Origin of the sequence: Mesorhizobium japonicum MAFF 303099 (assembly GCF_000009625.1) — a bacterium.
Classification (GTDB): domain Bacteria; phylum Pseudomonadota; class Alphaproteobacteria; order Rhizobiales; family Rhizobiaceae; genus Mesorhizobium; species Mesorhizobium japonicum.
Genome location: NC_002678.2, coordinates 632,304 through 645,919 on the forward strand (window position 1 = coordinate 632,304; position 13,616 = coordinate 645,919).

The following is a 13,616-nucleotide window of genomic DNA, read 5'->3' on the forward strand; positions in this document are numbered from 1 at the left end:
CTATGCACGTGCGGCAAGATCAAGTTGCCGGGCGCGTTTTCCGCGGAAATAGGATTTTACCCACGGTTCCTCGCTCTTCAGCATGTCGTCGATGGTGCCTTCGACCAATACTTTCTTCTTGCCCAGCACCGCCACGTGGTCGCAAGCGGTAAACAGCGTATCGAGGTCGTGCGTGACCATATAGACGGTCAGATCCATGGTGTCGCGCAGCTTGACGACAAGTTCGTCGAACTCGGCAGCACTGATGGGGTCGAGGCCGGACGTCGGCTCGTCGAGAAAGACGATATCCGGATCGAGCGCCAGCGCGCGCGCAAGTGCCGCCCGCTTGATCATGCCGCCGGAGAGTTCTGACGGGAATTTCTGCGCCGCGTCCGGCGGCAGACCGACCAGCTCGATCTTGAGCAGCGCCAACTCGTCCATCAGCTTCCTTGGCAGGTCGAGATATTCGCGCATCGGCACCTGCACGTTCTCCTGCACGGTCAGCGCCGAAAACAGCGCGCCATGCTGGAACAGCACGCCAAGCCGCATGTCGATGCGCAGGCGCTCGATATCGCTTGCCTTGTCGACGTCGACACCGAACAGCTTGATCGTTCCCGACTGCTTGGGCATGAGCCCGAGAATGGTGCGCAGCAGGACGGACTTGCCGGCGCCCGAAGCACCGACGAACCCCAGGATCTCGCCGCGCTTGATGTCGAGCGAAAGCTTGTCGAGGATCAGCTTGTCCTCGATGGCAACGGTGACGTCGCGCACCGAAAGGACGATCTCGCTCTCGTCCTTTTCCTCCACCTTGATGCCGTTGCCCTTCGCCATTGTGTCAGAACTCGATCGCTGCGTAGAACATGGCGAAAAGCCCATCGAGGATGATGACGACGAAGATCGACTTCACCACGGAGGCGGTCACGTGCTGGCCGAGCGATTCGGCACTGCCGCCGACCTTCATGCCTTCCACCGAGGCGATCGTGCCGATGATCATGGCCATGAACGGTGCCTTGATCAGCCCGGCGAATATCGTGCTGAGATCGATGGCGACACGCAAGCGGTCGATGAACGCGGCGGGTGGGATATCGGAGTAGAGCCAGGCCGCGACGATGCCGCCGCCAAGTGCTGCAAAATTGGCGATGATCGTCAGGCACGGCAAGGCGATCACCAGCGCAACCAGGCGCGGAAAGACCAGGACCCCGATTGGATTGAGACCGATGACCTTCAGCGCGTCGACCTCCTCGCGCATCTTCATCGAGCCGATCTCGGCGGTGATCGCGCTGCCGGAGCGGCCGGCGATCATGATTGCCGTCATCAGCACGCCGAGTTCGCGCAGGATCAGCACGCCGACGAGGTCGACGACGAAGATATCGGCGCCGAAATAGCTGAGCTGGTAGGCGCCTTGCTGGGCGACGATGGCGCCGACGATGGCCGACATCAGCACCACCACCGGAATGGCGCCGACGCCCATGCGGTCGATCTGGTTGAAGATCGCCGCCGGATTGACGGCATGGCCACGGCCGAGCTTCATCTGCGCGCCGCGGATGGTGGCGCCCAGAATATTCATCGAGGCGAGAAAATCGTCACGCATCTCGTAGACGCGGCGGCCAACCGCCTCCAGTGCGCGAATGATGATGTTGGGCGGCCGCGCCGGACCGGATTCGGGTTCGCGCCGGACAGCCTCGCCGACCGCGTCGAGCAGGATGGACGCGATCTCGCTTTGGCCTTGCAGCCGGACCTCGACGTTCTTCTTCTCGAAGGCGCTGACCAGCCGGTCGATCAGCCAGGCGCCGGCGGTATCGATCTTCTCGATTTTCGAAAGATCGAGCGCCAAAGTCTTGAAACCGCTTCGTTTCTCGATCTTGCGCATGTCGGCGTCGATCAGCGCCACGGTCCGTGTCGTCCAGATTCCGGAAAACGCGCAGCCGAGTACGCCAGCCTCCTCGCCGACCGCCACGCGTGGTTGGTGGTCAGCCTCCGAGGCGGCTCTACCGCTTGCGTCGCGCTTGCCGATGGTCAACATGACGTCCTGTTTAGCCTGATGGGTCCGACCTTGTCGATTTGCCGACAACCCTTCTCGCACAGCCGGAGCAGAAAAATATGGCGCGTGTCATTTCGGTTGAGGCCGAGCGTTTTCCGATCGCCGGCAGCTTCACCATTTCGCGCGGCTCCAAGACCGAGGCCGAGGTCATCACCTGCACGATCAGCCAGGATGGCCATAGCGGGCGTGGCGAATGCGTTCCCTACAAGCGCTATGGCGAGACCATGGACGGCGTGCACGCCGCGATCGAGGCCATGCGCGAGCGGATCGCCGGCGGCATCGACCGGACCGCTTTGCTCGACGCAATGCCGGCGGGAGCCGCCCGCAACGCCGTCGACTGTGCGCTGTGGGACCTCGAAGCCAAGATCAGCGGCAAGCCGGTGGCGAACGCAATCTGGCCGGCGCCGCTGCGCCCCTTGGAAACCGCCTACACGCTGTCGCTTGGCGAGCCCGAGGCGATGGCGGCACAGGCCAGCGCCAATGCCGGCCGGCCGCTGCTGAAGGTCAAGATCGGCGGCGACAACGATACGGCTCGGATTCGCGCTGTGACGGAAGCCGCGCCTCAGAGCCGAATCATCCTCGATGCCAATGAGGGCTGGACCGACGACAACATCGTCGCGAATCTCGTATTTGCGGCGGAGCACGGCATTGCGCTGGTCGAACAGCCCCTGCCCGCCGGCCGGGACGAAATCCTGCGCCACATCGCGCATCCGCTGCCTATCTGTGCCGACGAAAGCGTGCATGAGGCGAAGAACCTAGAAACGCTGGTCGGACTCTATGACGCCGTCAACATCAAGCTCGACAAGTCGGGTGGACTGACGGCGGCGCTCGTGCTGCGTGACCGCGCCCGCGAGCTCGGTTTTGGCATCATGGTCGGCTGCATGGTCGGCACTTCGCTTGCCATGGCTCCGGCGGTGCTGCTCGCCCAGGACGCCGATTTCGTCGACCTTGACGGTCCGTTGCTACTTGCCCGCGACCGTGTGCCGGGCCTCGTCTACCAGGGTTCGCTCGTCTCCCCTCCCGACCGGGCGCTTTGGGGCTGAGCGCGCGGCAAGTCCGATCAGCACTAGGCCGACGATCGCGATCGGGATCATCACCAGGAAACCATCGACGCCGAGACGGTCATAGAGCGGGCCGGAAGCCAGCGTAACGGCGGCCATGAAGAAGCCGTTGAAGAAATAGGCGATGCCTTGCGCTGCCCCCGTGCGCTCTTCGGAGACTGTCTCGGCGATCATTTTCTGCAGGCCGATGAGCACCATGGCGACAGACACCGAATGCAGCGACTGCACGGCGAAGAAGCCGGCGATGCCAAGGCCGAGCGGCCACACCAGCGGAAAGAGTATCCAGCGCACGATCGAGCCGATGCCGGCGATCACCATCACCTTGACGACCGACACGGAGGCGAAAATGCGGTTGAAAAGCAGGAACATGCAGACTTCGGACACCACGCCCCAGGCCCACAGCAGGCCGACGACGGAATCGCTGATGCCGATCGATTTCCAGTAGATGGAAACGAAACCGTAAAGGAAGGCGTGGCTGGCGGTGATGATGCCGACGCCAAAGGTGAAGTAGAGGAAATAGGCATTGAACAGGCTCGGCGCCGCGTGCTGGATTTCCGCGGCCGACAGTGGCGAGGCCTTGCGCGGCCGGCCCATGCGCGGCGCCAGCAGCCCGGCGACGAGCGCCGCGGCAAGGGCAAGGACTATGATCACCGGCACTGCCTGGGGACCGGTGGCCGCCAAGATGAAGCCGCCCGCGACATTGGCGCAGAGATAGCAGATCGATCCCCATTTGCGCATGCTTGCATAGTTCGAGCCGAAGCGGCGCACGCCCGAAAGCGCCAGCGAATCGGCAATCGGCGAATGCGGCGTCCAGACAATGGTCAGCCCCAGCGACACAGCCAGCACCATCGCGTAGGTCGGGGTGAGGAAATAGCCCGCCGAGAGCAGCAGGGAGGCTGCCACCAGCGCGACGTAGACATTGGCGCGGTCCCTCGCCCGATCGGCGAGCGTCGTCAGCAGCGGCGTTGTCACCACGCGCAGGAACATGGGCGCTGCCAGAATGACGGCGATCTGCTCGGCGTGAAACCCCTTGGCCTGCAGCCACAGCGGGAAATAGGGCAGATGCGTGCCGAGCGAGATGAACAATGTGCCGAAGATCAGGCTCATGCGCAGTTCGAAGTGGCGCGGCTTGACGAGCTGTTCTGGCGAAAGCGGCGGGAGGGACATGAATCGATCCAATAACGCCGCGCTCAATTGGCTAGCGACGTGGATCGATCCCTTAACATGGCAGAAAACCTGGCGAAACCGGCTGGACCAATCGATTGCCGCTTAAAAGCCGTAGCGGCCTTCGCGTCAGGCCGCCTGCCCGACCCGATCCTCGATGAGCATCGGGATGAAAGGTTCGTCAAACGACTCCGGCAGCACCTGCGCCCAGGTCAGGATTTCCATCCGGCCATCGAAGTGCTCGACGACTGCCGTGCAGCTCTCCACCCAGTCGCCGGTGTTGATGTAGCGCACGTCATCGAAATTCTCGATCGCGGCATGGTGGATGTGGCCGCAAATGACGCCGTCGACATGCGAGCGGCGAGCTTCCTCGGTCAGCACGGTCTGGAACGAGCCGATGAAGTTGACAGCCTTCTTGACCTTGACCTTGGCCCAGGACGAGAACGACCAGTAAGGCAGGCCGAGCAATTGGCGCAGCCGCGTCACCACGCGGTTGACGATCATCGCCGCGTCATAGGCGTGATCGCCGAGATAGGCGAGCCAGCGCTGATTGTGGACGACAGTGTCGAACTGATCGCCATGGATGACGAGCAGGCGCTTGCCGTCGGCTGTTTCATGGATGGCGCGGTCGGCGACAACGATGCCGCCGAAATGCACGCCCTGGAACTGGCGGGCGAATTCGTCGTGATTGCCGGCGATATAGGTGATCGAGGCGCCCTTGCGCGCCTTGCGCAGCAATTTTTGCACGACGTCATTGTGGCTTTGCGGCCAGTGCCAGCTGCGCCGCAGCCGCCAGCCATCGACGATATCGCCGACCAGATAGATGATGTCGGCGTCGTGGTAGCGCAGGAAATCGATCAGGAAGTCGGCCTTCGCCGCCTTCGAGCCCAGATGGACATCGGAAATGAACATGCTGCGGAAAGTGCGGGGCTCTTGGCCTGACATCGCGATTTCACCCTTGCTTTCGCGCAGCCTATGCCCCGATTCATGCAACAACCGTATGACGGTTGCGATTGGTCCAGCCTAAGGACTAGCTTGCCGGCCAAATCACAGGAGAAATCGTCATGGATCTTGGTATCCGCGGAAAGAAGGCCATAGTCTGCGCTTCGAGCAAGGGGCTTGGAAAGGGCTGCGCCATGGCGCTGGCCGAGGCCGGTTGCGATATCGTCGTCAACGGCCGCAACGCCGAACTGGTGGCCAAGACCGCTGCGGAGCTGCGCGAGCGTTTTGACGTGACGGTGACGGAAGTCGTCGGCGACGTTTCGAAACCGGACGTGCAGAAGGCGCTGCTCGCCGCCTGCCCGGAACCCGACATCCTCGTCAACAACAATGGCGGCCCGCCGCTGCGCGATTTCCGCGAACTCGATCGCGCGAAAATTCTCGAAGGCGTGACCCAGAACATGGTGACGCCAATCGAGCTGGTGCAAGCCGTCCTCGACGGCATGGCGAAGCGTGGCTTCGGCCGCATCGTCAACATCACCTCGCTGTCGGTCTATGTTCCTATTCCAGGTCTCGACCTGTCGTCGGGCGCGCGGGCCGGCCTGACCTCCTTCCTCGCGGGGGTGGCGCGGACGGTGATCGACCGCAACGTCACCATCAACAGCCTCTTGCCCGGCAAGCTCGACACCGACCGGCTGCGCGGCCCGCACGAGGCTGGCACATCAGAGGCCCCCGCCGCGGCAGCCGCGCGCAAGACCCGCATCAGCGCCGATGTGCCGGCCAAGCGGCTCGGCACGCCGGAGGAATTCGGCCAGATCTGCGCCTTCCTCTGCTCGGTCCATGCCGGCTATCTCACGGGCCAGAACATACCGGTCGATGGCGGCCTCTACGTCAGCGCCTTCTGACCGAGAGGTCAGCGAGGCGGCGCGACTCATCTGGCATGAAATGGCCGTAAGCATCTGACATCTAGTGATTTTCGACGCGCCGCCACTTAAAGCTGCCGGCGCGTCAATTAGCGTCGCGAAAAATCTTGGCCGCATGCTAAAAGGACTCCCGACACAGGTTTCGAGGGAGCGGCCGCATGGAAGGCGAGAACAAGAAAACGGCACGTTCGGACCTCGACGAAGCCGCCCTCTACTTCCACAAGCACCCGACGCCGGGAAAGCTCGAGATCCAGGCAACCAAGCCGCTCGGCAACCAGCGTGACCTGGCGCTCGCCTATTCGCCTGGCGTGGCTGCGCCTTGTCTTGAGATCCGCGACAATCCGGCAACCGCTGCCGACTACACGGCGCGCGCCAACCTCGTCGGCGTCGTCTCCAACGGCTCGGCCGTGCTCGGCCTCGGCAACATCGGCCCGCTGGCCTCCAAGCCGGTCATGGAAGGCAAAGCGGTTCTGTTCAAGAAGTTCGCCGGCATCGACGTCTTCGACATCGAGATCGACGCTCCCGAGATCGAGCGCATGGTGGAGACCGTCGCCGCCCTCGAACCCACTTTCGGCGGCATCAATCTCGAGGACATCAAGGCGCCGGAGTGTTTTGAAGTCGAGGAACGGCTGAAAGCCCGCATGAGCATACCGGTATTCCACGACGACCAGCATGGCACCGCCATCATCGTCGCCGCCGCCGTGCTCAACGGACTGGAATTCGCCGGCAAAACGATCTCGGACATCAAGGTCGTCACCTCCGGCGCCGGTGCGGCCGCCCTTGCCTGCCTGAACCTTCTGGTGTCGCTCGGCGTGCGCATCGAAAACATCTGGGTCACCGACCGTTTCGGCGTCGCCTACAAGGGCCGCACCGAAGAGATGGACCGCTGGAAAGACCCCTATGTGAAGGACACCGAGGCGCGCACGCTGGCCGATGTCATCCCGGGCGCCGATGTCTTCCTCGGCCTCTCTGCGGCGGGCGTGCTGAAGCCGGAACTGCTGCAGCATATGGCGCCAAAGCCGCTGATCCTGGCGCTCGCCAATCCCAATCCCGAGATCATGCCGGAAGTGGCGCGCGCGGCGCGTCCCGATGCCATGATCTGCACCGGCCGCTCCGATTTTCCCAATCAGGTCAACAACGTCCTGTGCTTCCCCTATATCTTCCGTGGCGCGCTCGACTGCGGCGCCAGCGCCATCAACGAGGAGATGAAGATGGCCGCCGTGCGGGCCATCGCCGCCCTTGCCCGCGAAGAGCCTTCGGACGTCGCCGCACGCGCGTATTCGGGCGAGACGCCGATCTTCGGGCCCGATTTCCTGATCCCCTCGCCCTTCGATCCCAGGCTCATCCTGCGCATCGCGCCGGCCGTCGCCAAGGCGGCCTGCGACACCGGTGTAGCGACGCGGCCGATCACCGACTTCGCCGCCTATATCGACAAGCTCAACCGTTTCGTCTTCCGCTCCGGCCTGGTGATGAAGCCGGTGTTCTCGTCCGCCAAGGCATCGAGCGCCAAGCGCGTCATCTATGCCGATGGCGAGGATGAGCGCGTACTGCGCGCCGCCCAGGTGGTGCTCGAGGAAGGCATCGCTGAGCCGATCCTGATCGGCCGCCCACACGTCATCGAGGTCAGGCTGAAGCGCTACGGGCTGCGCATCAAGCCGGGCGTCGATTTCGGCCTGATCAACCCTGAGGACGATCCGCGCTATCGGCACTATGTCGACCTTTTGATCGAACTCGCCGGCCGGCGCGGGGTGACGACGGAGGCGGCGCGCACCATGGTGCGCACCGACAACACGGTGATTGCGGCGCTGGCGCTCAAGCGTGGCGACGCCGATGCCATGGTCTGCGGCCTCGAAGGCCGCTTCGAGCGGCATCTGCGCAACGTGACGCTGATCATCGGGCCGCGCGCGGGCATCAAGGACTATGACTTGTCGACGCTTTCGATGCTGATCTCGCAACGCGGAATCATCTTCCTCACTGACACGCACGTCTCCGTCGACCCGACGGCCGAGGAGATCGCCGAGATGACCGTGCTGGCGGCCGAGGAAATCCAGCGCTTCGGCATCGAGCCGAAGGCAGCCCTTCTGTCGCATTCGGATTTCGGTTCGCGCGATTCACCAAGCGCGTTGAAGATGCGCCAGGCGGCGGCGATCCTGGCGCGCATCGCGCCGGAGTTGCAGTGCGACGGTGAAATGCATGCCGATTCCGCTTTGTCCGAGCATTTGCGCCAGCGCGTCTATCCACATTCGCGGCTGAAGGGCGAAGCCAATCTGCTGGTGTTCCCGAACCTCGATTCGGCCAACATCACGCTGACGGCCCTGCGCGCCATGATGGATGCGCTGCATGTCGGCCCGATCCTGCTCGGCACCGACAAGCCGGCGCACATACTGACGCCCTCGGTCACGTCGCGCGGCGTGGTCAACATGACGGCGCTCGCAGTGGTCGAGGCCGCGCACAAGGCGCAGGCCATCGCCAATCTGGACTAGGCCGAAGCCGCCAGCAGGCTCGACCTGGTCTTCCAGGCCAGTGCTCTCATATGCCGGCAACAACTCGTTGCAAACCGGGGTGTTGCGGACCGGCAACTTGCGATTGCGGAAATTCGGCGTTGGCCGGAAGCGGATTTCGCGGGGGAAGCCGACCTGATATGGTTGCGCATCTGATTTGACGGCGAGGACGTCATGAAGGGCCTCTTGCTCGCGTCCGCATTGCTGTCGCTGATCGGCGGACAAGCTCTGGCCGCGGATGCCATCAGTGCCGAGCCCGCAACCGCCCATGACTGGTCAGGCGTCTATGTCGGCGGGCAGATCGGCTATGGTTTCGGCAAGACCGACGCGACTTACAATTTGCCCAACACCCCGACAATCCGAGGCTCGCAGGATTACGATACCGACGGTTTCCTGGGCGGCGTGCAGATCGGCTACAACTACCAGATCAACTCCGCCGTTCTCGGCGTCGAGGCCGATGTTTCCGGAGCCGACATCAAGGGGCACTCCGACGAGATCACCTCCGGCCTGGGCGACCGTTACGATACCAAGGTGGACTGGTTTGGAACGCTGCGCGCCAGGGCAGGCTATGCATTCGATCGCACGCTGATCTACGGCACTGGCGGGCTGGCGTTCGGAAGCGTCGAGAACCGGTATGTTGACGGTCCGTTTGACACCTTTTCCGAGAAGAACACCAAGGTTGGCTGGACCATCGGCGCCGGACTGGAGCAAGCGATCACGGACCATTGGTCGGCAAAATTCGAATATCAATATGTCGACCTGCGGGACCAGACCATCGACTATGCCCCGAACTCCAACACCACGTTCGACAACACGTTCAACGCGGTCAAGATCGGTATGAACTACAAGTTCTGACAATCGGTGGAGTGATCTGCCGTGCCTTGTCGCTTCCGGCTGATTGAACCCGCACGCCGCCGCGATCCAAGGCTTTCGGCCGAGTACCGGACCGCATCCGAAATAGACGATTAACCGGCAACGGGGTAGTTTGGCGAGCACAAGCCAGCGGGATTGAGGCGGATGACAAGCGGAGGGTTGAAGCGGGCGCATGCTGCCATGCTGCTTGGCCTGCTGCTGTCCGGCGCCACCATCACCGAACCACAGGCGGCGTCGCGGGTTTGCCGTCAGTTGGAGGCCGATCTTGCTGCGGCTTCGCGTGGCGGCGGTGGTGGTCCGGCAATGATCCGCAAATACGATGCCGCGATCGATCGGCAGCGCGAACAAATCTCCAAGGCCCGCGACCAAGCGGACAGTGCCGGTTGCGGGTTTTCGCTGTTTTCCCGCAACATCAATCGATGCGCCGGGCTCAACGCCACCATCGACCGCATGAACGCCAATCTCGACAGTCTCCAGGCTAAGCGTGCCCAACTCGCCGGTGGCGGCGGCTCGCGTCGCGACCGTGGCCGCATCCTGGCCGCGCTTGACGCCAATGGCTGCCGCGACGACACGGTTGCGCCGCGCCGTGCGCCGCTGCAGGAAGCCGACCGTGGAGAACAAGACGGCAAGGCCGACCTGTTCGACCAGCTTTTCGGCAATCAGCAGAGCGATACGCTTGACCAGCCGGACGATCCCAGCGAGGAACGCAATGTCCGCGGCGTCCTGAACCTGCCCGGCATTCCGGACGTTCCGGGCACCGGCGGCGAGTTCCACACCACATGCGTGCGCACCTGCGACGGTTATTTCTTCCCGATGTCGAATGCCGCCTCGGTCGGCGACTTCGAGCGCGACCAGAAGAATTGCGAATCGAGCTGCCCCGGCACCGAGATGCAGGTCTTCTATTCGCGCGGCATGGATGACGATTCGGCTTCGATGACGTCATCGGTCACCGGCAGGCCCTACAGCGAGTTGCCGACCGCCTATCTCTACAAGCAGTCCAACATGTCGCGGCCGCCGGCCTGCGGCTGCAATGCCGCGCAGAATTTTCAGATCATCGGCGGCAACCCTCCGCCTCCGCAACAGTCGCTGCCGGAAACGGAGGCGGCACCGTTGGTTCCCGTGCCGGCCTCCAAGCCCGATCCGGGCGCCGACCCGGAGACCCTGGCCAACAGGGAGGGCGGGCTCGACCGCGAGGCTGTCAAACGGCTTTCCGCCAAGCCGGTGACGTCGCCCGTATCCGCACTACCGCCGGAGCAGCGCAAGGTCAGGGTCGTCGGGCCAACGTTCCTTCCCGACCCATCAGCGGCAATAAATCTGCAAGCTCCGGCCCCGAAGGCAGTCCAGTAAGGGCAAGCCTCAGCGGCATGAACAGCCCCTTGCCCTTGCGCCCGGTCGCTTCCCTGATCTTGCCGGTCCAGTCCTTCCAGACGGTTCCGTTCCAGGGCTCTTCGGGCAAGACTTCGAAAGCCTGTCCGAGGAAGTCACGATCGTCGTCGGAGAACTCCGGTCTGTCCTGCGGCCCCTCGCGCAGGATGCGCCACCAGCCCACCGCATCGGCGAGCCGGTCGAGATTGCCGCGCACCGCCAGCCAGAACGGCTCGGCCTGTTCGCCCGAGATGCCCAGCACCATCAGCCTGTCGCGCGCCTCGTCGAACGGCATGTGGTGCATCAGCACGCGGTTGAGCACGAACAGTTCGTCCGGATCGAACTTGGCCGATGATTTCGAGGTCGCGGCCGGGTCGAAATGGCCGGCAAGTTCGGTGAGATCATGCGCGGCCGCGACATTCTCCGAAGTGCCGACCAGCACGGCGAGCGACGCGACGGCCATCGGCTCGATGCCATCCTCGCGCAGGCTTTCGATGGAGAGTGCCCCGGTGCGCTTCGAGAGCCCCTCGCCTGACACGGTGGTCAAGAGATTGTGGTGGCCGAAGACAGGCGGCTCGGTGCCCAGCGCCTTGAACAAGGCGATCTGCACGCCGGTGTTGGTGACATGGTCGTCACCCCTGATGACGTGGCTGACGCCCATCTCGATGTCGTCGACGACGGATGGCAGCGTGTAGAGATAGGTGCCGTCCTCGCGCACCAGCACTGGGTCGGAGAGCGAAGCGAGATCGACCGTTTCCTCGCCACGCACCAGGTCTTTCCAATGAACCTCGGTGCGTTCGGGCTGCAGCGGATCGCCGGTGAAATTGGGAAGCAGGAAGCGCCAGTGCGGCCGGCGGCCATCGGCCTGGTATTCGGCTACCTGCTCATGTGTCAGCGCCAAGGCCTCGCGGCCATAGACCGGCGGCAGGCCGCGCGTACGGCGCACCTTGCGCCTCAGATCGAGTTCTTCCGGCGTTTCGTAGCAGGCGTAGAGAACGCCAGCCGCCTTCAGCCGCTCGACCGCCGCGTCATAGACCTCGAAGCGCCGCGACTGATATTCGGTGGCATCCGGGAAAATGCCCAGCCAATGTAGGTCGTAGAGGATGGCGTCGGCGAATTCCTGCTTCGAGCGGCCAATGTCGGTGTCGTCGAAGCGCTGGATGAAGCGGCCCTTGTTGTTGAGCGCAAACAGCCAGTTGAACAGAGCGGTGCGCGCATTGCCGATATGGATGCGGCCGGTCGGCGACGGGGCGAAACGAACGGTAACTGTCATGAGCGGGGCGTACCGGATGCCTTTGTGATTGACAAGATGCGCCCCCGCACTGGTCGGCACACATAGAACATGATGCGCGCGATGAAAAGACTAGCGCCCTGCGAGACGCATGGCCCTTATCCGATCAGAACAGCTGGTTGAAAGCGATCAGCGGCCGAAATCATCTGAACTGAGGCGGGTCCAGCGATCGCCCATCAACCCACCGATGAAGATGTCGCCAGAACGGACCGCTTGCGCGACCTCGGGGATGCGCGAGCGCACCATCGTCCCCCCGGCATAGCGGAAGAAAACATTCTTGTAGCTGAAGAGCTGCGGCATGAACCTGTTCTGCGTCTGCCCGATAATGCCCGCACAGCCCATATTCCATGCCTCCTCGATCAGGCTATCAAGCGTCGCGCCCCAGTGAGGCCCAGAGGACTGGATCTGCAACAGGTTCGCGATGCCGCCGGCCTGACCGTAGAAAGCGTAGCAACCAAGCATTTTACCGGCTTCGTCGTAGGTTCCACTAAAGTGAAGGGGGCCGTCGGCCCGTTTCTCGGCCGCCAGCGCGAGCAGCCGCAGCAGCTCATCATCCTGCCAGCGCGGCCGCAGCGCGTAATCGGACACAATCGTCGGCAGCCGCTCCGCAAATTGCGCGGCGTCCATCGGCTGCCGATGGACGCGATGTGACGAGGAATGCTGGACGGTCGGTTCGAACCTTTTTCTCGTAAAAGGATCGAATGCCCTGGCGCAGGGATCGAGTACGAAGCGAGACAGGCCCGGCCATCTGCCGCGAACCACGGCGGACGCCACCGCGGCCGGGCGGAAAATGCGGGTCCATCCCAGGCAATGGGTTGGCAGGAGCTGGTATTTCATCGGGCGCGCGAATGCCAGGGATACACGGTTGGCCGAATCGGTCAGGTGCAGATCGAATTCGCCTTGATGCACGGCACGCAGCAATTGCGGTCCGGCCGAACCGTGATCGGTGCCGGTGTCGGCCATGAGCGGACCGATGATCGCGGCATTCAGCACCGCTCCGTTGAGCTCGTAGCAGGCTTTCAGGACACCGAGGAAGCCACCCAGATCGCCCTGCGGGTTGATCTGGACAAGAGCGCTGCTCGCGCCGGACTGGTCGGTAGGGGCGAGATAGATCTTCCTCATATACTCGGCCACCTCAGCGATCGCCCGATCGAGGAGGTGACGTCGCCGACGGCGAAACTTGGTCAGGAAGAGTGCGGCGACCCGCTCGAGATCTTCGGCGGCGAGTGGCCGAACCGTGCCGTGCTGAGTTGCCAGCACGGACGGCGCAGCCAGCTTTTCCATTCCGGTATCTTCGGAAGCAAGATGCATCGTGAAGTCGAAGTCCTGCGCTGGCCAGTCTGATCCCAAGGGTACGAGCCTACTATCCCTGGATTGCCTTTGCGTAAACATACAACAACCAGTGGTAGAAAAGGCGTGTTGTAGTCCGGCATCGTAAAAAACGTCTAAACCGTGGGGATGCCACATGCCGCGCAGGTC

The 13,616-nt window shown here is 63.2% G+C and carries 11 protein-coding genes; 5 read left to right on the forward strand and 6 right to left on the reverse strand.

The window, feature by feature from the left end; translation table 11 throughout:
* Together MAFF_RS04330 and MAFF_RS04335 are read right to left on the reverse strand one after the other, a co-directional pair.
* Entirely contained in the window at nt 1-810 is an 810-nt protein-coding gene (locus MAFF_RS04330; RefSeq protein WP_010909668.1) for an ABC transporter ATP-binding protein, read from the reverse strand.
* Nucleotides 811-814: 4 nt separating this feature from the next.
* Complete coding sequence (locus tag MAFF_RS04335; RefSeq protein ID WP_010909669.1) at nt 815-2,002, reverse strand: ABC transporter permease; 1,188 nt, start codon at nt 2,000-2,002, stop codon at nt 815-817.
* A 77-nt stretch (nt 2,003-2,079) separates the two neighbouring features.
* Between MAFF_RS04335 and dgcA the strand changes: the two genes are divergently transcribed.
* Complete coding sequence (gene dgcA / locus MAFF_RS04340) at nt 2,080-3,063, forward strand: N-acetyl-D-Glu racemase DgcA (protein WP_010909670.1); 984 nt, start codon at nt 2,080-2,082, stop codon at nt 3,061-3,063.
* On the opposite strand, the gene MAFF_RS04345 is transcribed toward dgcA, so the two are convergent.
* Both MAFF_RS04345 and MAFF_RS04350 read right to left on the reverse strand, forming a co-directional pair.
* The gene (locus MAFF_RS04345) at nt 2,983-4,248 is read right to left on the reverse strand and encodes an MFS transporter (RefSeq protein WP_010909671.1); all 1,266 of its coding nucleotides are present in this window, start codon (nt 4,246-4,248) and stop codon (nt 2,983-2,985) included. The genes dgcA and MAFF_RS04345 overlap by 81 nt on opposite strands.
* Before the next feature lie 126 nt (nt 4,249-4,374).
* On the reverse strand, nt 4,375-5,190 hold the full coding sequence (locus MAFF_RS04350) for a UDP-2,3-diacylglucosamine diphosphatase (protein ID WP_080512026.1): 816 nt from the start codon (nt 5,188-5,190) through the stop codon (nt 4,375-4,377).
* Nucleotides 5,191-5,309: 119 nt separating this feature from the next.
* Between MAFF_RS04350 and MAFF_RS04355 the strand changes: the two genes are divergently transcribed.
* From MAFF_RS04355 to MAFF_RS04370, 4 genes are all read left to right on the forward strand, one after another.
* Entirely contained in the window at nt 5,310-6,089 is a 780-nt protein-coding gene (locus MAFF_RS04355; protein WP_010909673.1) for an SDR family oxidoreductase, read from the forward strand.
* Nucleotides 6,090-6,265: 176 nt separating this feature from the next.
* Complete coding sequence (locus MAFF_RS04360) at nt 6,266-8,590, forward strand: NADP-dependent malic enzyme (protein ID WP_010909674.1); 2,325 nt, start codon at nt 6,266-6,268, stop codon at nt 8,588-8,590.
* Between the two features lie 192 nt (nt 8,591-8,782).
* Complete coding sequence (locus tag MAFF_RS04365) at nt 8,783-9,463, forward strand: outer membrane protein (protein WP_010909675.1); 681 nt, start codon at nt 8,783-8,785, stop codon at nt 9,461-9,463.
* Between the two features lie 162 nt (nt 9,464-9,625).
* Complete coding sequence (locus MAFF_RS04370; RefSeq protein ID WP_010909676.1) at nt 9,626-10,828, forward strand: DUF2865 domain-containing protein; 1,203 nt, start codon at nt 9,626-9,628, stop codon at nt 10,826-10,828.
* Here MAFF_RS04370 and MAFF_RS04375 read toward each other — a convergent pair.
* Both MAFF_RS04375 and MAFF_RS04380 read right to left on the reverse strand, forming a co-directional pair.
* Nucleotides 10,746-12,119: a glutamate--tRNA ligase gene (locus MAFF_RS04375; RefSeq protein ID WP_010909677.1), complete on the reverse strand. Its 1,374-nt coding sequence runs from the start codon at nt 12,117-12,119 to the stop codon at nt 10,746-10,748. The genes MAFF_RS04370 and MAFF_RS04375 overlap by 83 nt on opposite strands.
* 147 nt (nt 12,120-12,266) lie before the next feature.
* Complete coding sequence (locus MAFF_RS04380; RefSeq protein WP_244420716.1) at nt 12,267-13,421, reverse strand: hypothetical protein; 1,155 nt, start codon at nt 13,419-13,421, stop codon at nt 12,267-12,269.
* Between the last annotated feature and the right edge of the window lie 195 nt (nt 13,422-13,616).